The sequence below is a fragment of the Taishania pollutisoli genome (assembly GCF_014518315.1).
In the GTDB taxonomy this organism is placed as follows: domain Bacteria; phylum Bacteroidota; class Bacteroidia; order Flavobacteriales_D; family Crocinitomicaceae; genus Taishania; species Taishania pollutisoli.
In genome coordinates, this window is the sequence record NZ_JACVEL010000003.1 from 47,080 (window position 1) to 72,763 (window position 25,684).

Genomic DNA, 25,684 nt, shown 5'->3' on the forward strand with positions numbered 1-25,684 from the left:
TTAGTTGAGTAATTTATCGTACAATGCAATAAATTTTGCTTTATTGGCTGCTTTTGTTCCATGTTCTTCTATAAGTAGGGCGTTTATACCCGCAGCATCTTTGAAATCCAGTTGCGTTGCATCTGTCAAGAAATCACTGGTCACATCTTTAACAACTGACCCGTTTTTGGTATCTTCAATCCATTCACGGTTGGCAGGTAAATCAGATACCACAGGAATACATCCGCACGCCATTGCTTCCAACAGGCTAATAGATGTGGCGTCTGACATAGGGATAGATACCCAAAAAGAAGACCGTGCATACCACTGTGCATTTGTTTTGGCATCAACCCACCCGACAAACTCAATTCCATCGATTCCTTCCGTACCGACGATTTTTTTCAGTTTATCCGTTTCTTCTCCGACAGCTGCTATTATCAACTTCCAGTCCTGCAATGAATCATGTTGTTTCATTTTTTTATAGGCTTCAATAATTGCATCTATTCGATACAAAGGTTTGTGTAAACGGTTGGAGTATATTATTTTTTCCTTTTCAACCTGCTTCGGAGGAGTAAATCCAATTCCGAAATTGGCAATCAAAATGGACCTGGAGAGCGGTTGAATCCTTTTGATTTCGTCTGCCATGAATACAGAGTCCGATGTAATTGCATTTGCCTTCCGAAGGTTGTATTTTACCATTTGTTTTAGTAAAAAACTCTGAGACGGAATCAACAAGATATCGCTCCCCCACGTAGTTAAAACACACGGGATCTTTGGGTATTTTCCCAATGCGAGGTTGCTGAAAAAAGCAACACTGTTTGCTTGATGGATATGAATTATCGTTGGTTTAAATTCCGCAATTATCTTACGAATTCGTTTCGGTGTACGGATAAGGTTTCTAAGTGTTAGGTTAAACTCAACAATTTCAACAGGAATATCCACCCCTTCCCGTTTTTCATTGGTGATTACCAATACCGCATCAAAATAATCCTTCACCAATTCCAGGTAGTTGTAGGTATGGACAGTATTGGTTCCTATTAAAAGTAACTTTTTCATACACTATCTGTATTTGAGTCCCTCAATTATTCTTTTCCCGTTCTCATAGATGTTCCAGTACCAGCTCGAACGCCAGTGTTTGGGATGTATCAGTATATGGATGACCGGATATTGTTGATCGATTGCCTGCAATACGGAAGTATCACCCCGGTATAAATTGGGATATCCGCAATCTGTTATATTAATTGAATAATTAGTTACAATCTCGGGTTGGTAAGTCTCAAAATCAATTCCGCATTGTTCCATTATGGCTTCTGTTATAAATTCTCTGTTGGGAGTATTTAAAATCCTGTTTGCAAAATCCCCATGACTGGCAATTGACCTTATTTTAAAGCCACACTCCTGTTCAATTTTATTGAAGTTATTAATGAATTCCATCCTGATCTCAGGGTACAGTTGTTCTATTTCTTTTTTTGTAAGAATCTTCTTTCGTTTAGCAATCGTGGCCAATTCTTCATAATGATAACCACAGTCAGATTGTTGGTCATGTACCTTTCGCATTACGGGGTAATCCAATGTACACAATCGAAAATAAAAAGAAGTTCTCACTCCATATTTTTGATTAACAGCAAGCCATTTCAGCACATACGCCGGATCTGAATCTATATCGTGCCGGATGAGCAAAATCTTTCGTCCCGCTAATCGGTTGTTTCTGGCATCGTTGAAAAAGTCAGATAAAGGAAGGACTTCGTAATTGTTATCACGTGCTGTTTTTATAATTTGCTCGTAGTCTGCTATTCTATTAAAAATAAAAAAATCAGACCGGATTCGGTTGATTATTCCTATAGCTCTTCGCTGAATTTTTTGAATCATTTTATTTCATATATAGGTTGACCAACTCCGGATACTGCTCCAGGTATTTTTTATCGGTATCTTTCACTCCTTTTACAACTTGTGCCGGGTTGCCGGCAATGACCGAATAATCCGGAAAGTTTCCCTTCACCAGGGAATAGGCTGCAACAATACATCCTTTTCCGATAATCGTACCCGGCATAATTGTAACATGAGGACCTATAAATGTAAAGTCTCCGATTTCAATTGTGCCTTTTTCATATCCTATTTTTTCATCAACACTTCCATAGCTACTTCCATAGAGTCGGATGGCATGATGGCTGGAATGCGAGGTGATTGAAACAAATGATGTGATCTGACACCCTGTTCCTATTACGATTTTATTACTAGCCTCTATAAAATTATGATGTCCGATGTACACATGATCTGTTAGGAACAATTGTTCCGGATGATCAATAAAAGTAGATGAACCAATCCTTAAATTTGCAACTCGTTTCCCTTGGAAGTTCCGTTTTCTATAGAGCATTTTAGGCCTGTAAATACCCTGCAGAAAAACGCTCAATCGATAGGAAATATGTCGACGTATTTTATTCATCTGCTTTTTGTTGTTTCTTGTAATACAAACTTACGCAGTATCCAATAATTAGAGCGATTATAATTAAAAATTTTGGGTTACTGAAGGGATTATTAGCCAAGGCGATTGTCAGGAGCATCAACAGAAAAGGAATAATAAATTTGTTGATCGGTTTCGCTCTGAGTAGCAATGCAGCAGGAATAAATAAAATCAATAAATAAAAGATCAACCCGATGATACCATACCTCCACAAATAAAAGATATACTCATTTTCAGGGTAGATAAAGTTGGAATACATAAATTCTTTATTGGGACCGTAACCAAACACCGGCTTATTCATCCACATATCGATCAGATAGGACCAGATCTCAAACCTACCCCTTACAGAATTATTGTCACCAACATTCAATACATTTGTGTTTCTAAGATACTGCATTCCTCCCGCCTCTTTTTCAAATGAGAAAAGAAGTGCTATGAGCAACACGAAAACAAATAAATGAATCAGATAAGACTTTATTGATTCCATTGTTTTTGATCGCATAAAAAATCCTGCAAAGAAAACGACAAACGTTGCGACAATACCTGTTCTCGACTGACACAATATAATCATGAGAAATGCACCATAATAACAGCATCTGTACAGCATGTTTTTATTCGAATGTACCGTTACAGATAAGTACTGAAAATAGACGAAGTAAAATAAAAACAAAATGGCATTATCATTTGGATTCCCCATTGTTCCTACAATTCTTTTGGGGCCGGCCTGCCCGATTGAATTGAGTCCGAACGAACGAACATCCCGGCCGTCTGAGTCATAAAGTATTGTAATGTTCTTATTAAAGTCAATGATATTAAAATAGTGCATAACATTGAAAAAAAACAAAATTAAAAAGCTGACTAACAAGTATTTGTTAATGGCTCCATGGTTTCTTTCTTCCAGGAAATAATAGATAGCAAAAACATATATGGTGCCGTATTTTAAAATCTTGTACACTTCAAAATATTCTGAAAGATGTGTACGATTCGGGTTAATCACAATCACTACTGTTGCATAAACAGCAAAGGCAATAATAACGAAAAGGTACCTGTCCAACCAAAAGAATTGTTTCTGCAATAACCGGGCACCGATTAATACAACAACCACCTCTTCTAATGAGAAAAAGAAGGAAGAGGAGAGGGGTATAAACGGAAAAAAGAGAATGCTTGTTAATAATAACAGCAATAAAATTGAATCTAAAGCTCCCGGTTGTTTCCCGCGAGGTTGATGAATAAAAAAACGGTTGTTTTCTTTCGTCAAAATATTGAGCATAATTTGTTAAAATAATAGTATGTTGGGTTACTTATAAAATATCTCTTTCTCGTAAAAGTAACCATTTTAGCTGTTTTTATACATCAATGATCCCTCTTGCTGTCTTGTTTTACAAAATTCGCTCCTACACGGAAGGTCTCACTCTGAATTTTGTTTGGCGATTATCTGTTTTTTTAAGCCTGAATCTTTGTTGTTTCTTCTGTTCATCAACAGTTTTACGGAACTTCGTAAACACCTGATCAAAATTCTTTTGATCGCTAATTCATCTTTCTGTCCAACACATACATGCTTACAATCCGTAGCGTGGCCATCGTACCATGTCCTAGAAAAGCAACCATACAAATCATTTTACAAAATGAATGGTATATGGTTTAAACCCTATTCTGTTTTTAAATAAAACAAGTCCATTTTTTTTAGCCCCGAAGGTATCGTACATGATAATTTTATGTTCGCCCAGATGAATTTCATTGGCTATTGTTTCAACGGCTAACAGGTACATGATGTTTTGCTTTAAATGATCATTATGTCCAAGGATTCGATTCATCAGTCCTAACTCGTTTGTTTTTACTAACCAGATATACCCGACTAATTTGTTTGTACTATTAAAAACACCGAACCAATTATTTTCATGGTCATTCGGCCACCTTTCAACTTTCACAAGATAGCTTTCTTCCATTTTTCGCCCCTGCCTTTCCGAAGCAGAAGTATGTATTTCAAAAATATCATCTATGAATTGATTCGGGTCTATTTTCTGAAAGGTATAGCCTAATTTTGTGCATCTTCTTGCAAAATAATCTGCCGAATTTTTCCCTTTGATTGAATTTCGGTACTCATCAGCATCTTTAAATTTATCTAACCTGATTACCGCACAGTTATATTTTTTATTCTTGATGCCGCCTTTTCTTAAAATACGCTTGTTAAAGTACTTCAGTAAACCTTTTGCCAGCGATGAATCTCCTAAATGAATCGTTAATTTACCTTCCGGTTTAAATACATTATTTATGATGAACTTAAATTCCATGCCAGAGAATATCAATTTGTATTACTGTTTTTTAATCCCGGATTGTTGTTATTCATTTTTTCTTTTACTGTTTTTTCACTATTATTTATTCCTGGTGAAGGATAATAACTTCCTGGTCCTTGGAACCTGGAACGGGAACAAATATAATTAAAAAATTATGTCTTTTTAAAGCTGTATAAGCCGATGGTCGGTCGGTCAAACAATAATTGTGTGTCTGTATGAATTGCCCTGTAAAGTAAATTTTATTCCCGTGTGTTGTTGATATCTTTTCCCCGTTTCTCAACTCTATTTTATAGGCCTCATTCCACAAACTACTCCTTCTCCATTCCACTTAATTTAGCATACCTCACAAATATAAAATACGTGTATACCATTATTAATGATTGAGCAATGGTAACAATCCATAACAACTTTACAAAGTTTATATCCGTCTTCAAGACAAAAAGTGGAAGTAACCCAAAAAACACTAATTGAATCAATGTGTTTGTCAAACCGATAAAAAAATAGGTTTTTTGACGTTTTAGAATAATAGGTAAGTTTGAAATAGGTGAAATCATGAAATTAAAAAACATGTAAATTGCTAATATTTCAGAATAATAACCTGCCTCAGACCATTTTTTTCCAAAGACAAATGTAAAAATTGGTTCTCCATAGAAAAATAAGAGTGTAAACGGCACAATAGAAATGGCAAAAAGCATTTTCATCGTACTGGTAATTAAAGAAATTACCTCTTTTTTATCCTTTACTAAATCTGAGCATTTTTTGAAAAATACCTGACCAATCGCCTGCCCTATAATTGCAACAGGTACATTTAACATAACTAAAGAAAAACTGTATGATCCAAATATTGTTTTCCCAAAATAAAGAATGACCAGAAAAGCAATGATTAAATCTCTCCCGACATCCACCAATACATGTGGTAAACTGACAGACGGAAAGTCTTTGTATTCCGTTACTAATACAATTGTTTTATGCCTGGATTTATAGTTGGAATAGATTGTTCTGTTCTCCAGATAATTTTTAATGAAACCTAAGCTTGAAGCAACATACCCGATGAATGTTGCCAATATAATTCCAAAGCTGCCCCATCCGATGTATCCGAATCCAATTCGGAGCGCATTTGAAACAATAGAATTGGAAATTCGGGAATAAGATATTGTTGAAAATTTTCCTTTTCTTATAGACCAATTGGTGCCAAGGTTAATAAAAACAACAAAGAAAGTACTTAATAAAACAAGTGTTCCAAACACAAAATAATATCCGGTCGTCGCAGCAAAAAATGAATAGATCAGACCTCCGACAGCACAGACCAATAATGTGATGACGGTTATTCTTAATGATAAACGAAACAATAAGTAAGAATGAGAATCTTGTTTTGGCAGTGGGAGTGACAATTCGAATCTGGCTGTTGCTAAGGCAGAAATAAAACCAATCACCCGCATAAATAAGTTGAGATCACTCATAGCAGCCGGATCATAAAGCCTTGAGATAATCGGAGAAACAGCATAACTAACGATTTGTGCTACCAATGTTCCTGTCATCAAAACAGCAACTGATTTAATAAAATCGTGTTCTTTTATTTTTTGCAATAAGCCCATTGGTTACAAAGATTTCCGGGTGCTTACCTGTTGACAATTACACTGTTGATCAACTGCCTGATTCCTTCATCAAAATCGATCAATCCTTCATACTGTAATTGATCTTTAGTTGTTGTGATATCGGCCAATGAATTGCGGATATCACCTGCACGTTCCGGTCCATTGACTACTTTTGAATCCGGGTGTAGCAGACCTTTTTCTGCCAGATTTTTTCTCAGGCTTTCAATGACATCATTCAAGGATAAATACTTACCGCAGGCAACATTAAATACGGAACCGAATGCCTGTGAATTGGTTGTCGTCAGCGCCAGGAAATTTGCTTTTACGGCATTTGCAACATAGGTAAAGTCGCGGGTTTGATTTCCGTCACCGTGGATGGTTACTTCTTCCCCCTTTATCAATTTGTCAATGAATTTCGGAATCGCTGCCGCATACACACCGTTTGGGTCCTGTTTGGGTCCGAACACATTAAAATAACGCAAACCGATGGTTTCCATACCATGCAAACGATGGTACACACCGGCATACAATTCATTCAGGCTTTTGGTAACCGCATACGGACTCAGAAGGTTTCCCTCGGAACCGATGGTCTTCGGAGAAACAGTAGAATCGCCGTAAACAGAGCTGGAACTGGCATAAACAAACCGTTTCACGCCTTTTTCGCAGGCGGCCTGCAACATGTTTAGAAACCCGGTCGTATTTGTAGCATGTGTGGCATGTGGAAACTCAATGGAACGGGGAACAGATCCCAACGCGGCCTGGTGGGTAATCAGTTCAATCCCTTCTACCGCTTTCATACAATCTTCTACAAAGCGGATATCGCCTTCTATAAACGTAAAGTCAGGGTGGTTAAGAAATGCTTCTATGTTTTTCCGTTTCCCTGTCTCCAGGCTATCCAGAACGGAGACGGAAGCTCCAGCTGATAAAAGAAACTCAACAAGATTAGAGCCGATAAAACCGGCTCCTCCTGTTACCAATATCTTTTTTCCCTTCAGCTGGTTTTTAGTCATTATTTTGCGTAATTAACAGCTCTTTTCTCGCGAATTACAGTCACCTTCACCTGACCCGGATACGTCATTTCAGTCTGGATTTTGTGCGAAATATTGAATGACAATTCATCCACCATCTGGTCGGACACTTTTTCACTTTCTACCAATACACGCAGTTCACGTCCCGCCTGAATAGCGTATGCGCTCGCAACACCTTCGTACGAAAGGGCCAGTGCTTCCAGTTCTTTAATCCGTTTGATATATGATTCAACAATCTCTCTTCGCGCTCCCGGACGTGCTCCTGAAATGGCATCACATACCTGAACGATCGGTGAAATTAATGTGGTCATTTCAATTTCATCGTGGTGGGCGCCAATTGCGTTCAAAACATCCGGTTTTTCACCGTATTTCTCCGCTAATTTCATTCCCAGGATTGCGTGCGGCAATTCCGGTTCTTCGTCCGGAACTTTCCCGATATCGTGGAGCAATCCGGCACGTTTCGCCAGTTTTACATTAAGCCCAAGTTCAGATGCCATAATAGCACACAAGTTGGCTACTTCACGGGAGTGCTGCAATAAGTTCTGACCATAAGAAGACCGGTATTTCATCCGCCCGACCATTCGCGTCAATTCCGGATGTAATCCGTGAATTCCCAGGTCAATACATGTTCTGCGACCTGTTTCTGCAATTTCTTCTTCCAGTTGTTTACGTGTTTTTGCCACCACCTCTTCAATTCTCGCCGGGTGAATACGTCCGTCGGATACCAATTGGTGTAATGCCAGTCGGGCGATTTCTCTTCTGACCGGATCAAAACAGGAAAGGATGATCGCCTCCGGTGTATCGTCGACAATAATCTCCACTCCTGTAGCAGCTTCCAGTGCACGTATATTTCGACCTTCACGTCCGATGATGCGGCCTTTTACCTCATCCGAATCAATGTTGAATACAGATACCGCATTTTCCACCGCTTGTTCTGTCGCAACACGTTGAATACTCTGAATCACAATTTTTTTCGCTTCCCTGTTGGCGTTCAGTTTTGCTTCTTCCGAAATTTCTTTAATGTGCGCCAACGCAGCTGTTCGCGCTTCGTCTTTCAATGCTTCTACCAATCCGTTTTTCGCTTCTTCAGGGCTCATTCCCGAAATTTTAGATAATTCGGCAACTTGTTTCTGGTGGATTTTATCCAGTTCCTGCTGACGCAAATCCAACGCTTCTTTTTTCGCTTCCATTTCTTTCAGCTCTTTTTCCGCGTTTTTCTCCTTACGACTCGCCTCTTCTATCTTTTGTGAAAGTTGTTTCTCCTGGTTTCGGGTTTTATCTTCCAGTGACTGCAACTTGCGTTCGCGTTGTTTGATGGTTTCTTCGTGCTCTTCTTTGAGCTTCAGAAAACGTTCTTTTGCCTGGAGAATCTTTTCTTTTTTAAGTGACTCTCCTTCATTTTCGGCATCTTTCAATAATTTCTCCCGTTTGTTTTTTAATGCAGTATTCAGCAATACGAAGACAGCAACACCTCCTCCGATAATACCGATCAACAATCCAATGATTAAATTCATTTTTTCATTTTGAGTTTAAAATAAAACAAAAACCCACCGACCTCTCCTCTCCCGGTAGCGGGAACGGACAAATCCGGTGGGGAATACTTATTTTGAATACCGCTACTGATTGTCAAATTCATCTGACAACTCTTCCAACGCCTTTTCAATCGCACTGTAATCAGCTGGAAGCTCCACTTTTTCAATTTTGGGTGCTGTTTTTGTTGCCAATTGTAACGCCGTCATTGCAAGCAAATCCTGCATATCTTTTACAGCATAATTGTCCTGTAAAGCTTTGATCGCTTTGTTGATATCATCCGCTGCACGTTGTACCTTCTCCTGCTCACTTTCATGCACAGTCAAAGGATATGAACGCCCTGCAACTACAACTTTGATCGACAACTTACTCATGCATTATTTTTTAACTGACCAATGCAGTATTCAATTTCCCTCACCAATTCATCAATCTGTTCGTGTCTGTTCGTTTCAGGCACGTTCGAATTGATTATTTGATTTTTGGTCTCTTCCAGCAACGATTGTAACTCCGCATTGTCCTTGCTGAGACGGGAAATCTCCGACTGTTTACTCTCATTATCCGATTTCAATTGCACGATTTCCTGTTCCAGCTGATGAACTTTTTGCTTTTCCTGATTCAATACCTCATTGACCGCATTCTTTTTCCTGCGAATATCCTGAATGATATGTTGAATTTTCTCGTTCATAAAATTGACCAGATACAAAGTTAATATACTAAAACGTATAAACAACATTTTAGGGGGACAAGATTAAAATTTTCTTCACCAACCGGTAAAAAACAAATCCCCTGGAGTAAACTTCCAGGGGATTTGGGTTCAAACTCAGGCAGGCAGGACTATGCTAATTACTATTTTGACTGTTGAATTGAAACTAAACCGGACCTAACTAGCATTTTTTGTCTCATCTAATCTATCTGCGATATGGTATTATACTCAAAAACTTATTCTATTTACTCATCTATCTAAATCGCACCTGTCACCATTTGCGAATTTGAACGATACAAAATTATTATTTAGAATCATTCTAAACAATACCGTTTTTGTGGTATTTTTCCTGCTCCCGTTCAAAATAAAATTTGGATTCGCTCTCTAACAACCTATATTTGTTGCGTTTTCTCAAAAAAGGTAGCAATGATGTCATGAGAGTCAGGCCATTTGTAGTCATCAAAGAAACCGTAGAATGGGCACACCACCGGTTAACTCAACGCCAGTTTTTATTACTGGCGAGTGTTTTGGTGGGTGTTTCTGTAGGATTTGCTGCAATTGTCCTCAAGTTGTTTGTGCACCTTATTTTTTACATCGCAACGTATGATAAATGGGGTGATTTTAAATACCTGTACCTCGTTCTACCTGTCATCGGCATCTTTCTGACTGTTTTAATCAACCAAAAATTACTGAACGGGCAATTGGTAAAGGGGCTGGGACATCTTCATACGGTCATTGCATCCCGGTTGAGTTTTGTTCCCCGCCGCGAGATGTACGATCAGATTGTGACCAGCTCTGTGACGGTTGGTTTCGGCGGGTCAACAGGACTGGAAGCCCCCATCGTCATCACAGGTGCTGCGTTCGGTTCCAATTTTGCCAAAGCCCATCGCCTGAATTACAATGAGCGGACACTATTGCTTGCCTGTGGAATTGCAGCAGGGATCGCTGCTGCGTTTAACGCTCCGATCGCAGGAGTCTTGTTTGCCGTCGAGGTTTTTATGATTGACATCACCATTTCCGCATTTATCCCTTTGATTCTTGCAGCGGCAACCGGAGCATTAATTTCGAAAGTTGTATTGGGAGGACATATTTTGTTGTCTTTTACACTGAAGGAACATTTTCAATACATGAATGTCCCTTTTTATATCTTGTTGGGAATTTTAGCCGGATTCGTCGCCGTGTACCATTCTCGGGTTTTTTCAAAAGCAGAAGGTTGGTTTGCCCATAAAAAAGCCAATGTATATGTAAAAGTCCTTTGGGGAGGAATCGGTCTGGCTGCATTGATTTTTATTTTTCCAACCTTGTTTGGTGAAGGATACCAAAGTATCATGGACCTGGCTGAAAAGCGTCCCCAAAACATATTGGATCAAAGTGTGCTGCACAGTTATCAGAGCAATGAATACATTTTACTGATGTGTATCGGGCTTTTGATTTTTGTCAAACCGATTGCAACGGCTCTGACAATCGGATCCGGTGGAAATGGAGGGAATGTCGCTCCTTCTCTGTTTATAGGTGCCTACCTGGGTTATCTGTTTTCCCGTACGGTCAATCTTACCCAATTGGCACACATTCCCACCAATAACTTTACAATTGTAGGAATGGCGGGTGTGCTGGCGGGAATTTATCATGCGCCGTTAACAGCGATCTTCCTGATTGCAGAAATTACCGGTGGTTACTCCCTGATGATTCCCTTAATGATTGTTGCCTCGATCAGCTATGCCATTTCCAGGTATTACGAACCTTATTCAATGGACACAAAAAAGATGGCCACATCCGGGAAAATTTTTACGGAAAACAAAGACAGTAATGTGCTTGTCACGATTAAAACACAGCAACTCATCGAAACGGATGTTGTTTCACTCGAAGCAGAAAACAACCTCGACAGCCTGGTACAGGCTATTTCTCAAAGTAAGCGCAGTATTTTTCCCGTGTTGGAAACCGACGGAACTTTTTTGGGTGTAATTTTACTGGATGACGTCCGGGAAATTATGTTCAAACCCGAACTCTATCAACAAATTCTGGTGCGGGAATTAATGACACCTGCGCCCGCTATTTTGTCTTCAGATGATACCATGCTCAACGTCATGAAACGTTTTGATGAAACCAATGCCTGGGCCCTTCCGGTCGTTGATAACGGAAAATTTGTCGGGTTGATCACCAAAACGGGGGTTTTTAACAGTTACCGGGAGAAATTGCGGGACAGCTCGTTTTAATCCGGTTATCTTTTAAGTAAAATCAATTTCTTTTATTTTCAACTCCCAGACTTCTTTTCTGGTTGTTCCGAATGTTTTGGTTTGTGGTTGAAAATTGACATTCACTTTCATGGTTGCAGTTTTCTTTTTTCCGTTTATGGTATAATTCAATTGGTAAGTATAAATCCAGCATGAATTTTTCAATTCCGAATCCGTCAGTTTCATGGACGTAACCCCCACATGTGCATCCTTCCAGTCTTCCAGCCATTTTGCTACTGTGTAAACCGGTTGCTTGTTCTCAATTCCGGATAAATGAACTACAGATTCCGAAAACAATTGTTCAATATTCATTGTAAGCTGCCGGTTGAACTCTGATGTGTTCGTTTCAACTGAAGCAAGCCGAAGGTATTCAAATAATTCCCGCACTTTCAGTTCTCCCTGCGCAGCATACGACTGAATCGTCAGGTTGTCAAATGAATTACTGATTGTCAACTCCCTGGTTTCCATAACCGATTGTGACCAACTGCTTGTCAGCAAACAAGAAAACAATAAAAAAATGATCCACCTTCTCATATCAGTTTTGTTTTATGCGGATTTTTATGATCCGTTGTGTCGTATCCTGTTCCAGCGACAGCACCTGCCAACGTTTAATGGCCTGTGTGGGAATGGTTAACTTCTGCGTAAATTCTTCTTTGTTCATGTATTCAATTCCCAACCCGTTTTGCAGATGGATAAGTACTTCCAGATCCGGGGAAAGAATGGTATTCAGCTGCACTTTTCTCGTTTCCCAATCTTTTATATCCGATTGCATAAACGCTTTGAGCATCATTGCATGGTCGTCCGGTTTCAGTACAATGGTTTTCGTTTCTTCTTTTATAGCAACAATCGCTTCCGAATAAAACGGACTCTCTACAATGAGCTCTGATTTTTTCTCTAAAACAGTTGCCGGAATGTCATTTATATTCAATGGTTTCAATGTGTTCTTTTCTTTTACAAACAATTGAATCGTCGAATCGTTAATGTCTTCCTGTGTATAAAAATCTTTCACCTTTACTTTTTCCTGCTTGTTGAACGCTGCGATTCCCTTCGGTTGTTGCAGCTTCCAATAAAACAACAGTCCCCCGCCGAGCAGGATACCCCCCAGGAGCAGGAGCAATCTTCTCTTCGTCGGTGTTTGTTTTGTAACCGTCACAACTTCTTCCGCTGTGTGTACTGTATGTACGAACGCATCCCAGGAATCAAAGCGGCAGTAAGCGGAAAGAATATCCAACATGTCCTTTCGGGGAAGTTTCTCATTTTCGGCCGGTTTTAAATGGGTATACATCCATTTTTCGCTGACCCGTTGTCTTGTTGCTTGTTCAATGTCGTCGATCAACTGTTGAATGTCCTTGCTGCTAACTGTTTTCCACTCTGTCGACGCATACGGATATACCTCCCGGTAGCGCAGAAGCACCCGTTCTTTTAATTCGTAAAATGCCGTGAGTTGATTCATTCCAAAACGTGTGTAAATGTAGTTTCAGCATGTCAAAATAGTACTGTAAAACCTCTGTAAAGTAACAAAAAAGTTTTTACAATCAATTGCAAGTACTTATACAGTAAGGCTCCTTGGCAAATGAGTTATCCTTGCTGAAAAATAAATGCTATGAAAAATATAAATGCTATTGTAGGGGGAATTACTCTTTGTTCCGCTCTAAGTTTTGGACAAACCAATGTCATCGCGCTGAAAAGCCATGCGGGAACTGCTGATGAACTTCTTGAGAAAGAAGACAATTTCGGACTTCCGGACCCGGCTTATGAATACCGGTATGTTGACTCTGTGAAGTATGTAAAAAAAGAGAAAATCGTCATTAATTACAGAACGTATGGTGTCGACACTTCTTTTTATACCCACGAAGAAGATTCCATGATACAGGAACATCTGAAAGCGATCCGGTTGAACCCATTGTATCCTGAAAAAACAACGTTTATCGGTTTTCCTAAGGAAATTGAAAAGTTGGCAACTGAAAGAGGTGTAAAACAAAATTCCTTTTCTTTTTTATTCATCTTAAGTATACTGGGTGCCGGAGGATTGGTTGTCAGAAAAACCTTTTGAGGATTGTTTGACAATCAGTGGTCTTCCCCTTTTATCCCCTTCCGAAGGAGAAGAGGATATCAGTCATAAAAAAACAGGTTGTGCAAATTAGTGCGGTATATGGTTCTAATCAATCATCTTTTTCCCTATACCGGGAAAACTCCTCCCTTTGGAGGGGATAAAGGGGAGGATATCCATTAATCTCTAAATCATCATGCGTAACATCATTCTATTCTGGGTAAGTAGCTGGCTGGTTTTATCCTTCCTGTTTTTACCGTTTTCATTTTCCTTTCTTCCCCATATCGGTATCGGGTTGAGTCAGCTGATTTTACCAATCAACACGGTGATTTGCTCTTGGTTTGGTGTAATCATCCGGGAATCATTTCTCGTTTCGGATTCATTGGCGTTCTATTCCACGGGGGTTCTGTTGTTCTTTCTGTCAGGAATAATCACACTTTTTCTATCCCGGAAGGGAAAACACCTTTTGCAAACCACGCAAACCGTCTTTTTGTACGGGTTGGTTGTATTGCTTGCTTACTTTTTAATCCGATACGGGTTGGATAAATTAGTGGGCAGGCAATTTTACCCTCCTGCGTCCAATACGCTTCATACACCTGCCGGGCAATTGGGGAAAGATATTTTATTCTGGACGAGTATGGGGACCAGCTCATTCTATAATTCCTTCATGTGCATTACAGAACTATCAGCAGGAACTTTTTTGCTCTTTAACCGAACCCGGTTTTTAGGACTCATTCTCAGTTTTGGTATTCTGCTTAATATTTTTGCAATCAATATCGGGTTTGATATTACGGTCAAATATCTTTCCGGATTGTTAGTGATTTCCTGTATTGTTTGTCTCTTTTTTTATGATTCCAGGTTAAAATTTCTGATCTATGGAAAAGTATCCGAACAAGTGCAGCCAACTTTGGCAAAGACATGGACCTTTCTTCTATTTACGCCCTTTTTAGCAGATCTAATTGCATCGTACTGGCAGAATCCGCCTAATGAAAGCGGGAAAAGTTATTCCGTACAGTCTCTGGTAACCGGCGCAGATTTTATAGCTGCGAGTGAAGTTACCCGAATTCATTTTCATCCGAGGGGATACTTCATTACTGAAAATCAGCAGCAACAATTTATGTCCTTCAAATTATCCGAAGACAAAAGATATCTCCTCATCAATCAACAGGCTGTTTCGGTTTCGATTACGAAAGAAACACTCTTGTTGAAGTATGGTAATGATTCCATTGAATGGAAAGTAGCAGAAATAAACCTGGATAAACTCCCTCTAAAACAGGACAAAACACATTGGTACTTCGAACTGATTCGTGAATAAATTGTATATTTCGTTTCAAAATATCCATTCATGAAATTAGTTGCATTTATTTTATCCGTTTGTTTTTGCGCAGTAAGCTATTCCGGTTCAGCTCAGGAAGTTGTTTATATGAATGTATCTGAATACCTCAAAAGTATGGAGATCGAAGTAATCACTCCAAAAAATGAGCATGAGCTGACCTTGGTTGAAGCCACAGCTGATAATCAGGTGAAAATAACCAATCCGAATAAAACCACTCAATTTCTGAAAGACAATACAATGGGACATTCCGTAGTAATCAAAATGGAGTTGGAAAAATGGATCAAACAAGGTTTTGATATTCAGACATCTCATATTGTATTTGGAAAACCTGAAGAAGGAACCTATGTAAAACACACTGTATATGTGTTGGTAAAAAAATAATTTTCTGTTGAATCTAATTTACAAAGCTAAACCGTTTAGTGTTTGATTTTTTAACATTTCATTAAGAAATTCTGGCATTATTTTTCGATTGTCGCTATTAGAACAATTAAAATTTAGTGTCATGAGAACAATTTTTACTTTCGCAATCGCATTTGTCCTGTGTTTCACAAGTACCGCATCCGAGTTATTCATTCGGGTAAACGCCACCGGAGAGTATTCCGTTACCGTTTATGATCAGACACATCAAAACAGAAACAATGTATATCAATTTGCAGGGCTTCCCGGTGGTATTACTTCCGTGATGATTGTCAACAAGCATACCAACACGCTTTTATACAACGGAACATTATCACTCATGCAAAATGAGCGGGTCATCGTACAGGTCAACGGGTTTGGAAACTTGTCCATTCTCCAGCGGGTTCCGATTCAGGAAGTCAATTGGTATACAACTGTTGTGGCAAATGATCCGTATGCAGGAACATGGCCGGGAACAACATGGCCTGGTAACCCAAATCCGGGAAATCCGTATCCTGGTTATCCATATCCAAACGGCCCCTATCCGGGCGGAAACTTTCCCGGACAAACGGTTGGCAATACAAGTTCATATCACCTGTTTTTAAACACATTGAGAAACGAAGCGATGGATAGCAATAAACTGAGAATGGCAAAGAACTATGTTGCTTCCAATCCGCTTACAGCAGAACAAATTGCAGGGATCAGTAGGGAGTTTTCTTTCGACAATAACCGCCTGGATTTTGCAAAACATGCTTATGCAAGCTGTTACGATAAGAATAATTACTTTCTTCTGAAAGACACCTTTACCTTCTCCTCCAACTACAACAATCTGTTGAACCACATCGGCGGATAAAGAAGAAAATCACCTCTTTATTACCATCCCTCTGAGAGATTATCAGGGGGATTTTTGTTTTATGGTTTCAACAATGCCAGTCTTCTGTAGGCCTCTCCCAAATCGTGGATCTCTTCCGAAATGACGCGGAGCTTATCATTCTTCTCACTCATTTTAAAACGGGACGGATTGGATGTAATGGCAGTCAATACCTGTGTAAAGATAGGGGTTTCATAAAACGGACTCTGTGGGTTGGAAATGAAATAACCGATCATTTTTCCTCCTTTCAGGACAAGTTTTTCCAGCCCTAACTCCTGCGCCATCCAGCGCAATTCGAACGATTGCAACAAATCCTCCACCGCTTCCGGAATCGGACCGAACCGGTCGATTAACTGTTGTTCAAACGTTTTCAGCTCATCCATTGTTTTGAAATTATCCATCTCCTGGTACAAACTCAAACGCTCTGCAACATTATTTACATACGTGTCCGGAATTCTCACTTCCAGGTCGGTTTCCAGAATGGTATCGTTAACAAATTGCAATGGAGAATCCGTGTTTCTGTTCTCGAACAATTCTTTGAATTCAGATTCTTTCAGTTCTTCAATGGCTTCATTGAGAATTTTTTGGTACATCTCAAAACCGATTTCTGAAATAAACCCGCTTTGTTCTCCCCCCAACATATTTCCTGCCCCACGAATATCCAAATCCTTCATGGCAATGTTAAAACCAGCTCCCAGATCGGAGAATTGCACCAATGCCTCCAGACGTTTGCGTGCTTCTGTTGTGAGTAACGAAGATTTCTGGGAAATCAGGTAACAGAATCCTTTTTTATTGGAACGTCCGACGCGACCTCGTAACTGGTGCAAATCACTCAGTCCAAAATTATGTGCATCGTTGATGATCATCGTGTTGGCGTTGGAAATATCTATTCCGGATTCAATGATGGTAGTCGCCAGTAATACATCATACTCGTGATTGATGAATCCCATCATGATTTTCTCCAGGTCTTTTCCGTCCATTTGCCCATGTCCGATCGCCACGCGGATTCCCGGACACAATCGTTGCAACATCCCGGAAACTTCCTTGATATTCGCCAACCGGTTGTGCACAAAATATACTTGTCCTCCACGGCTTACCTCGTAAGCGACCGCATCCCGTATCTGTTCTTCATTAAACGGAATGATTTCCGTCAATACCGGTTGCCGGTTGGGTGGTGGTGTATTAATAATACTCAAATCACGCGCCCCCATCAATGAAAACTGCAATGTTCGCGGAATCGGAGTTGCAGTCAATGTGAGTGTATCAACCGTTGCACGCAGTGTCTTCAACTTATCTTTCACGGCTACACCAAACTTTTGTTCTTCGTCGATGATCATCAGTCCCAGGTCTTTGAACTTTACTTTATCTGCTGCAATGGCATGTGTTCCGATCAGAATGTCAATTTTCCCGTCCTTGAGGTCCTTGAGTGTTTCCGTAATTTGCTTGGCTGATTTAAACCGGTTGATGTAATCTACCCGACACGGGAAATCTTTGAGTCGCTCGCGGAAGCTTCTGTAATGCTGCAATGAAAGAATAGTTGTCGGCACCAATACAGCCACCTGCTTGTTATCAGCTACCGCTTTAAACGCAGCACGCATAGCTACTTCCGTTTTTCCGAATCCGACATCTCCACAGATCAGACGATCCATCGGAACAGGTTTTTCCATGTCTTCTTTTACTGCTTGTGTCGCTTTCAACTGATCCGGCGTATCTTCATACATAAAGGAAGCTTCCAGTTCATTTTGCAAATACGTATCCGGTGAAAACTGGAATCCGGGTTGACTTTTACGTTTTGCATACAGCTGAATGAGGTCAAATGCCAGTTCCTTGATTTTCTTTTTCGTCTTATTCTTGAGCGTTGTCCACGCCTGCGTTCCGAGTTTATTTACTTTCGGAATACTTCCCTCTTTGCCGGTAAATTTTGAAATGCGGTGCAAGGAGTGAATTCCTACGTACAAGACATCTCCGTCTTTGTAGACCAGGCGGATGGCTTCCTGTGGCTTCCCATTTACATCAATGGTTTCCAACCCGGAAAATTGTCCCACTCCATGATCGATGTGTGTCACGTAATCTCCTTTCTGGAGGTTATATATTTCTTTCAATGTCAATGCCTGCTTTGCCTGGCGGAATCCTTCTTTGAGTTTGAAGCGGTGGTAACGCTCGAACAACTGATGATCGGTAAAACACACCAATTTGTTGGAGGGGGAAATAAATCCTTCGCTCAACGCAAAATGCATGGGAATAAATGTGGTCTTTTCCTGTTCTTCCGTACCGATATCGGCCAGAATTTGTTCCAGTCGTTCTAATTGTTTTGGCTGGTTGGAAAAAATCAATACTTCGTACCCGGATTTTTGGCGTGCCAGGATATCATCGCGCAGCAATTCAAAATTCTTGTTGAAAGAAGGTTGCGGTTGGAAATCAAACGTACAGGTTAACCCGATCTTAAATTCCGTATCTGTTCCCAACTCAATGGTTGAAAACGTTTTAAGTTCCGATAAAAAGGTTGTCTGGTCAACATAAAGGTTACTCGGAATCGTGTGTTTCACCGTATCCGGTAATTTTGAATGAATTTCAACGGATCTGGTGTATTCTTTTTTGAGGATTTCTTGTGTTTTATCTACCGAATCAATCCAGATTGTTGTGTTTTTTCCTGCAAACTCAAAAAAGCTTCCATTCCCTTCCTGGACCATTTTCCCCTGTACATTCGGAACAATGGAAAAATGCTTGTGCGTATTGATTGACAGCTGTGTCGCCGCATCAAATGTGCGAACCGATTCCACCTCATCTCCGAAGAATTCAATCCGAAAGGGATTGTCGTTGGAATAAGAAAATACGTCCACAATTCCTCCCCGGATGGAAAATTGCCCGGGTTCATAGACAAAGTCAACGTATTCAAAATGGTATTCCATCAACACTTCGTGAATGAAATCAATGGAATAGGTTTTCCCTACTTCTAACCGGAATGTATTCTTCGAAAGGTTTTTCTGTGTCGGAACTTTTTCAAATAACGCCTCCGGATACGTAATAATCCACGCATTTTTACCGGAATTCACCTTGTCCAGTACTTCTGCACGTGCTACCACATTGGCATTGTCCGTTTCCTCCAATTGGTAGGGAACACGGTATGAGGCCGGATAAAACAAAATGTTTTTGTTTTCAGGGAATAAGCCTTCAAAATTGTTTAGAAAATAGGCTGCTTCCTCTTTGTCATTCAGGATGAACAAGTGATTTCCGGGCACCTGCGAGCAGACTGCCGCTGCGCAGACTGACTTAGAGGCTCCTGCCAGCCCTTTCCAATGAATCCGGGATTCGTGGAATTGTAGTTGATTGGCTGTTTGTTCAACCAATGGTATGTGTTCAAAATGTTTGCGGAAATCTTTTATATTCATTGACAAATGGTATGAGTGATCTAAACAACAACATCGTGTTGCCCCAGACTAAAATTCAATTTTAAGAGGTGCAAAGATAGGGAAAGAAAGGCAATCCTACTGATCTGAATACAAGAAAGAATGTTATCTTTTTCCTATAAAACCAGGGTATGAATTTGTACAGCATGTACCTCATCAATTACAGGAAAATACTACTTTCTCATCAGCTGACACAAAAAACCCCGGGAAATAAGTCATATCCCAGGGTTCTCTCTCTTTTCAGTTGGTAATATTATCAGCGCTTCAGATCAAAACGATCGGCGTTCATTACTTTTACCCAGGCATTCACAAAATCTTTTACAAATTTTTCTTTTGCATCGGAGCTTGCATATACTTCGGCCAGCGCACGTAGTTCTGAATTGGAGCCAAAAATCAGATCCGCCCGTGTTGCGGTCCATTTGATAGTGCCTGTTGTTCTGTCTCTTCCTTCAAAGACTTCTTTTGTGTCATCTACTGCAGTCCAAACAGTACCCATGTCGAGCAAATTGACAAAGAAATCATTGCTTAATGTTTCTTTTTTGTCTGTGAAAACACCGTGTTTCGAGCCGTTATAATTCGCTTCCAGCATACGCATTCCACCTACCAAAACTGTCAATTCAGGTGCTGTGAGGTTTAGCAATTGTGCTTTATCAATTAAAATTTCTTCTGTCGACATGTTGTATTTTCCTTTCAGGTAATTGCGGAATCCATCACCCATTGGCTCCAGTAATCCAACTGATTCAACATCTGTCTGCTCCTGGGATGCATCGGTTCTCCCTGCTGCAAATGGTACGATGATGGCTACTCCTGCATTTTTTGCCGCTTTTTCAACTGCCGCAGAACCTCCCAGAACAATCAAATCTGCAATGGAAACCTGTTTTCCTTTGGATGCCGCATTGAATTCTTTTTGGATTTTCTCATACACTTTCAACACGTTATCCAATTGGGCAGGATTGTTCACTTCCCAGCTTTTTTGAGGTTCCAGGCGGATACGTCCTCCGTTGGCTCCTCCCCTTCTGTCCGAACCACGGAAGGTGGAAGCAGCCGCCCAGGCAGTCGTCACCAATTCACTTGTCGTCAGACCTGCTTTTAAAATTTCTGCTTTTAATTTGGTAATATCCGCAGCATCAATCGGCGTGTAATTTGCTTTTGGGATCGGGTCCTGCCATACGAATTCTTCTTTCGGAACTTCCGGTCCCAGGTACAATGACGTCGGCCCCATATCGCGGTGTGTCAATTTAAACCAGGCGCGGGCAAATGCCACCTGGAATTCATCCGGATTTTCCAGGAATCTTCGGGAAATTTTCTCATACACCGGATCCATTCGCAATGACAGGTCTGTTGTCAGCATAGTCGGTAAATGTTTTTTATTCGGATCAAATGCATCCGGAATATTCTGAAGACCATCTTTTGCTACCCACTGATGTGCTCCGGCAGGGCTTTTGGTCAATTCCCATTCGTTACCAAATAGTGTTTCAAAGAATTTATTTGTCCACTTCGTTGGTTCGGAGGTCCATGTTACTTCCAATCCCGAAGTAATTGCGTCCTGTCCTTTTCCCGATTTGTAATCACTTTTCCATCCCAGTCCCTGCTCTTCGATTCCTGCAGCTTCCGGTTCTGCACCAACGTGTGTTGCCGGCCCCGCACCATGTGTCTTACCGAAGGTGTGTCCACCTGCAATCAACGCAACGGTCTCTTCATCGTCCATTCCCATCCGTGCAAATGTTTCTCGGATATCGATTGCTGCTTTCAACGGATCGGGATTTCCATCCGGACCTTCCGGGTTCACATAGATCAATCCCATTTGAACGGCAGCCAACGGATTTTCCAGGTCACGTTCTCCGGAATAGCGGCTATTGGATTCATTGCTTGTTGCCAGCCATTTTTTCTCTGCTCCCCAGTATACATTGGATTCCGGTTCCCACACATCTGCTCTACCTCCTGCAAAACCAATGGTTTGGAATCCCATTGATTCCAGTGCAACGTTCCCCGTTAAGATCATCAAATCCGCCCATGAAATCTTGCTCCCGTATTTTTGTTTGATCGGCCACAACAATCGCCGGGCTTTGTCCAGGTTTCCATTGTCCGGCCAGCTGTTCAGTGGTGCAAAGCGTTGTTGTCCTTCTGTCGCTCCGCCACGTCCGTCCCCCGTACGGTAGGTTCCGGCACTGTGCCAGGCCATCCGGATAAATAAAGGTCCGTAATGTCCGAAATCTGCCGGCCACCACTCCTGTGAGCTGGTCATTAACTCGCGTAGATCCTTTTTCAATGCCTGGTAATCCAGGCTGCTGAATGCTTTTGCATAGTCAAAATCTTCTCCCATCGGATTGGATAATCCGGAGTGTTGTCTCAATACTGATACATCCAATTGGTTGGGCCACCAATCGCGATTTGTTGTTCGTTCTGTGCCGGGTTTTTGCTCCGCGGCAGCATTTTCCTGATGAAAAGGGCATTTACTCATATCGTCCGATTTTTGTTGTGCAATGGTGCTGTTAGCAATAAAGATACTAAATAATAGGTACAATTTATTCATGTTCGATTTAATTAATTATTGATCTTTTGTATGTCCGGTTCAAAGGTAACGCGCAATTAACCATGACTTTAATCGATGTTTTCAATAACTCCATTGTTTTTATTTATAACTCACCGGAGAATGAATGAACTATGTGTTACTAGTTGAATCTAACAAGTCTATGTTCCTGTGTAGTTAGAGTTTTTTGAACCACATAGATTACATAGGTACATAGTTGTTGTATGTAGTAGAGATAGTGACACATAGCTGCTAACTTTGTCAGCGTTTGATAGTAGTCCTATTTGTATTGTTTTTTATTCTAAATCAATGTGTTTATTTGTTTCATTCATGTCTATGAATCAACTATGTGTCACTAGTTGGATCTAACAAGTCTATGTTTTCTATGTCCCTATGTGGTTAGAGCTTTTTTGAACCACATAGATTACATAGGTACATAGTTGTTGTATGTAGTAGAGATAGTGACACATAGCTGCTAACTTTGTCAGCGTTTGATAGTAGTCCTATTTGTATTGTTTTTTATTCTAAATCAATGTGTTTATTTGTTTCATTCATATCTATGAATCAACTATGTGTTACTAGTTGAATCTAACAAGTCTATGTTTTCTATGTCCCTATGTGGTTAGAGCTTTTTTGAACCACATAGATTGCATAGATACATAGCTGTTGTATGTAGTAGAATGAGACATAGTTGCTTTTAGTTGAAACATGATTAAATAGAGATTTCATTAAGATAGGATAAACCCATTCAGGTGAATTATCTGCTGATTTTTAGAAAAAATTGCATTTTATTGAACCTTTTTTCAAGTTCTGAGTATTCTTGTCAAACCATACTTTTTTGCGCAATAAAAGTTTAAACGAAATAGAACATGAAAAAAATAATTTTTGCCTTTATCTTGATCGGTTTTCAGCACGCAACTGCACAGAAACCGGAATTGGTTCACAGTATTGCAAAAGAATGGAAAGAAGAAAGCTGGTACCTGGATCAACAAAAAGCATGGAAAAAAGAAATCGATAAAAACAAACAAAACCAGGAAGCCTGGATGAATTACTATGCCGCAACACGAGCATTAAGCAATATAACCGGTGGCAGTTACCCGAATCCTTATCATCAGCAACGCAAACAAATCGTGGAAGAAGTCAATAAAGTGATCCCGAAAACATACGCGGCTTATTTTCTTACCTATTCTGAAAAGGATCTCAAGGATGGTGGTGAAGAATTGCTGAAGGCTGCTGCAATCAATGACAGAGATCCCCGGATTTGGGATGAACTGATGATTTATTATAAAATTGAAGGGGATGAAGCAAAGCACCGTCAGTATGCGCAACGAATGTTCCAGGGAAATGAATTGTCTGCTTCTATTTTGAACTGGGCATATAATTTACTGGCAGAGCTTGAGCCGAATGCGATCATCGTTACACATGGTGATAATGACACCTACGCCACCTGGATGGTGCAGGCGGCTCTTAATTTCCGGACAGATGTCACGGTCATCAACCAATACCTCTTCAAGTCCACAGATACATACCGCAACCGTTTATTAAAGTCATGGGGATATCCGGCATTGGCAGTAGAAACCAACTCATTAAAAACAGAGAGCGAGGTAGCAGCAGCAGATTTAAATATATGGAAGCATGTGTTCAACGGAAACCGGCCGGTGTATATTGCCACAAGCGGCATTCGTTCATTTGAAGAAAACTGGAAAGACAAGTTGTACCTGACTGGGCTTGCATACCGTTATTCCGAATCTCCGATTGACAACCTGAGCATTATAAAACGCAACTATGAAACGCGTTATTTACTGGATCACCTGAAGCAGTCGTTCGAATACCATATCATGAGCCAGACAAGTGATTTTTTCCTGGGGACATACCTTCCATCTATGATCCGGTTGTATGAGCACTATAAAATCAGTGAAGATGTAACGATGAAAGAAAAATATGCGTCTCTGATTCGATTGGTTGCCGAAAAAAGCGGGCAACAAGAGGAAGTAAATAAACTGCTCAATTAAATTAATGCATCACCTAAGTAACCAAAGTGATGAAGCTCTGATGATCCTGATTAAGGATCATCAGTCTCATCCTGCCCTGACGGAGCTTCACCGAAGATACAGTAGAAAACTGTTGGGTTACTTCATTAAAATGTTGAATCGGGACGAGTACCTTGCACAAGATTTTGTTCAGGAATTGTTTTTAAAAATCTGGGAGAAAAACCAGCTTTTCCAGGAAGACAAAAAACTGTATACCTGGCTGTTTACAATCGCTTCCAACATGTGTAAAACGCATTACCGGAATTGTTATCGAATGGTACCTGAAGACATGGAACGTCCTGTTTTTGACCGCAAGGTCTTTCAGGAAAATATTACCGATAAAACACAGTTTCAAGAAGCACTTAAACTGGGAATCGACTCATTGGAAGTGAGCCATAAAACCGTTTTTATTTTGCGGTACCTGGAACAGTTTTCGTTACAGGAAATCGCCGAGATTACCGAAACCCCTGTCGGAACGGTTAAGTCCCGGTTATTTTATGCAACACGAAAAATGACCGAAAATCTGAAGGCTTTCGACCCGAAGTATGAAGAACATTTATTTAAAATCAGTTGATTATGGAACACATCCCTGTTGAACTAGTTGATTTACTGGAATCCCTATCATTTGATGCATTGTCACAGAAACAACGCCAGCTCGTTTTGAACCAGATGACCGAAGAAGAATACCGCGCACATCAAAAAATTATTCTGGAGGCAACTGAGTTGGACTACGCGATACCGGAAGTAGCTCCTTTGATCATGCCCAAACCCAGTCAACCGTTTTGGAAAAAACCGATTCCATTGTGGCAGGCTGTGAGCAGTGTTGCAGCGGTCCTCTTGCTCTTCTTTTTTCTCCCCCGGGACTCTGAAGCTCCCGTTACGATCTCGAAAACATCACCAGCAATTCAATTTGTACACGATACGGTTGTAAAACAACTTCCTGCAGATACGGTTTTTACAGTTGCCACACGTTGGATCATCGATACGGTTTACATTGGTTCTACCCTGGTACAGGAACTGCCGCAACGAATCCTGGAAGCACCGAACAACCTGTACATCCCTCTGAAAGACGCCTTTTCCGGGATTTCGAGTGTCTCATTAAAGGAAGAAAAAAACAGGATTTCAATTCCGGAAGCCATTCGGGTTGAACTCTAACCGTTGTGTTTTTCAAATTACCGGGAATTTTTTCAATTTGAAAAATTTGATTTATTTTAAAATATTGATTTTTAATGTTTTATGTTTT

At 40.3% G+C, this 25,684-nt stretch carries 22 protein-coding genes; 8 read left to right on the top strand and 14 right to left on the bottom strand.

Translation table 11 applies throughout. From position 1 onward, the window contains the following. From H9Y05_RS05630 to H9Y05_RS05675, 10 genes are all read right to left on the bottom strand, one after another. On the bottom strand, positions 1-1,035 hold the full coding sequence (locus H9Y05_RS05630) for a glycosyltransferase family 4 protein (protein WP_216713725.1): 1,035 nt from the start codon (positions 1,033-1,035) through the stop codon (positions 1-3). A 3-nt stretch (positions 1,036-1,038) separates the two neighbouring features. After that, positions 1,039-1,848, bottom strand: coding sequence for a polysaccharide deacetylase family protein (locus H9Y05_RS05635; RefSeq protein WP_216713726.1), 810 nt, complete (start codon positions 1,846-1,848; stop codon positions 1,039-1,041). Position 1,849: 1 nt separating this feature from the next. Beyond that, positions 1,850-2,353, bottom strand: a complete 504-nt coding sequence (locus H9Y05_RS05640; RefSeq protein WP_216713727.1) for an acyltransferase — start codon at positions 2,351-2,353, stop codon at positions 1,850-1,852. 61 nt (positions 2,354-2,414) lie between these two features. Continuing rightward, on the bottom strand, positions 2,415-3,710 hold the full coding sequence (locus H9Y05_RS05645) for an O-antigen ligase family protein (RefSeq protein WP_216713728.1): 1,296 nt from the start codon (positions 3,708-3,710) through the stop codon (positions 2,415-2,417). Between the two features lie 343 nt (positions 3,711-4,053). Continuing rightward, positions 4,054-4,731 carry a hypothetical protein gene (locus tag H9Y05_RS05650; RefSeq protein ID WP_216713729.1) on the bottom strand — a complete coding sequence of 226 codons (678 nt, stop codon included), beginning with the start codon at positions 4,729-4,731 and terminating at the stop codon, positions 4,054-4,056. A gap of 311 nt (positions 4,732-5,042) precedes the next feature. Continuing rightward, entirely contained in the window at positions 5,043-6,320 is a 1,278-nt protein-coding gene (locus H9Y05_RS05655; RefSeq protein ID WP_216713730.1) for a lipopolysaccharide biosynthesis protein, read from the bottom strand. 32 nt (positions 6,321-6,352) lie between these two features. Further along, complete coding sequence (locus tag H9Y05_RS05660) at positions 6,353-7,339, bottom strand: NAD-dependent epimerase/dehydratase family protein (protein ID WP_163490285.1); 987 nt, start codon at positions 7,337-7,339, stop codon at positions 6,353-6,355. Beyond that, positions 7,339-8,871 carry a ribonuclease Y gene (gene rny / locus H9Y05_RS05665; protein ID WP_163490284.1) on the bottom strand — a complete coding sequence of 511 codons (1,533 nt, stop codon included), beginning with the start codon at positions 8,869-8,871 and terminating at the stop codon, positions 7,339-7,341. Before rny ends, H9Y05_RS05660 begins: the two co-directional genes overlap by 1 nt. 102 nt (positions 8,872-8,973) lie before the next feature. Continuing rightward, positions 8,974-9,261 carry a cell division protein ZapA gene (locus H9Y05_RS05670; RefSeq protein WP_216713731.1) on the bottom strand — a complete coding sequence of 96 codons (288 nt, stop codon included), beginning with the start codon at positions 9,259-9,261 and terminating at the stop codon, positions 8,974-8,976. Further along, positions 9,258-9,572: a hypothetical protein gene (locus tag H9Y05_RS05675; protein WP_163490282.1), complete on the bottom strand. Its 315-nt coding sequence runs from the start codon at positions 9,570-9,572 to the stop codon at positions 9,258-9,260. Before H9Y05_RS05675 ends, H9Y05_RS05670 begins: the two co-directional genes overlap by 4 nt. A gap of 452 nt (positions 9,573-10,024) precedes the next feature. On the opposite strand from H9Y05_RS05675, the gene H9Y05_RS05680 reads away from it, so the two are divergent. Next, a complete protein-coding gene (locus tag H9Y05_RS05680; protein WP_163490281.1) occupies positions 10,025-11,803 on the top strand; it encodes a chloride channel protein in 1,779 nt (592 codons plus the stop codon). A 12-nt stretch (positions 11,804-11,815) separates the two neighbouring features. Here the strand turns inward: H9Y05_RS05680 and H9Y05_RS05685 are convergent, their stop codons facing one another. Both H9Y05_RS05685 and H9Y05_RS05690 read right to left on the bottom strand, forming a co-directional pair. Continuing rightward, positions 11,816-12,355, bottom strand: a complete 540-nt coding sequence (locus tag H9Y05_RS05685; RefSeq protein ID WP_163490280.1) for a hypothetical protein — start codon at positions 12,353-12,355, stop codon at positions 11,816-11,818. A 1-nt stretch (position 12,356) separates the two neighbouring features. Then, on the bottom strand, positions 12,357-13,274 hold the full coding sequence (locus H9Y05_RS05690) for a hypothetical protein (RefSeq protein WP_216713732.1): 918 nt from the start codon (positions 13,272-13,274) through the stop codon (positions 12,357-12,359). Positions 13,275-13,424: 150 nt separating this feature from the next. Between H9Y05_RS05690 and H9Y05_RS05695 the strand changes: the two genes are divergently transcribed. The 4 genes from H9Y05_RS05695 (at position 13,425) to H9Y05_RS05710 (ending at position 16,456) form a co-directional block, all read left to right on the top strand. Beyond that, a complete protein-coding gene (locus H9Y05_RS05695; RefSeq protein WP_216713733.1) occupies positions 13,425-13,874 on the top strand; it encodes a hypothetical protein in 450 nt (149 codons plus the stop codon). A gap of 193 nt (positions 13,875-14,067) precedes the next feature. Next, complete coding sequence (locus tag H9Y05_RS05700) at positions 14,068-15,186, top strand: hypothetical protein (protein WP_163490277.1); 1,119 nt, start codon at positions 14,068-14,070, stop codon at positions 15,184-15,186. Positions 15,187-15,216: 30 nt separating this feature from the next. Continuing rightward, on the top strand, positions 15,217-15,588 hold the full coding sequence (locus H9Y05_RS05705; protein ID WP_163490276.1) for a hypothetical protein: 372 nt from the start codon (positions 15,217-15,219) through the stop codon (positions 15,586-15,588). A 121-nt stretch (positions 15,589-15,709) separates the two neighbouring features. Then, positions 15,710-16,456 (top strand): DUF4476 domain-containing protein, encoded by a 747-nt coding sequence (locus H9Y05_RS05710; RefSeq protein WP_216713734.1) that lies wholly within the window; start codon positions 15,710-15,712, stop codon positions 16,454-16,456. 59 nt (positions 16,457-16,515) lie between these two features. Here H9Y05_RS05710 and mfd read toward each other — a convergent pair whose 3' ends face one another. Together mfd and katG are read right to left on the bottom strand one after the other, a co-directional pair. Further along, entirely contained in the window at positions 16,516-19,863 is a 3,348-nt protein-coding gene (gene mfd / locus H9Y05_RS05715) for a transcription-repair coupling factor (RefSeq protein ID WP_216713735.1), read from the bottom strand. Between the two features lie 274 nt (positions 19,864-20,137). Next, on the bottom strand, positions 20,138-22,414 hold the full coding sequence (gene katG / locus H9Y05_RS05720) for a catalase/peroxidase HPI (protein ID WP_216713736.1): 2,277 nt from the start codon (positions 22,412-22,414) through the stop codon (positions 20,138-20,140). 866 nt (positions 22,415-23,280) lie between these two features. Between katG and H9Y05_RS05725 the strand changes: the two genes are divergently transcribed. The 3 genes from H9Y05_RS05725 to H9Y05_RS05735 are packed head-to-tail and all read left to right on the top strand — an operon-like array spanning position 23,281 to position 25,596. Further along, positions 23,281-24,423 carry a hypothetical protein gene (locus H9Y05_RS05725; RefSeq protein ID WP_216713737.1) on the top strand — a complete coding sequence of 381 codons (1,143 nt, stop codon included), beginning with the start codon at positions 23,281-23,283 and terminating at the stop codon, positions 24,421-24,423. 4 nt (positions 24,424-24,427) lie between these two features. After that, entirely contained in the window at positions 24,428-25,015 is a 588-nt protein-coding gene (locus H9Y05_RS05730) for an RNA polymerase sigma factor (protein ID WP_216713738.1), read from the top strand. Positions 25,016-25,017: 2 nt separating this feature from the next. Continuing rightward, on the top strand, positions 25,018-25,596 hold the full coding sequence (locus tag H9Y05_RS05735) for a hypothetical protein (protein WP_163490270.1): 579 nt from the start codon (positions 25,018-25,020) through the stop codon (positions 25,594-25,596). Positions 25,597-25,684 lie beyond the last annotated feature (88 nt).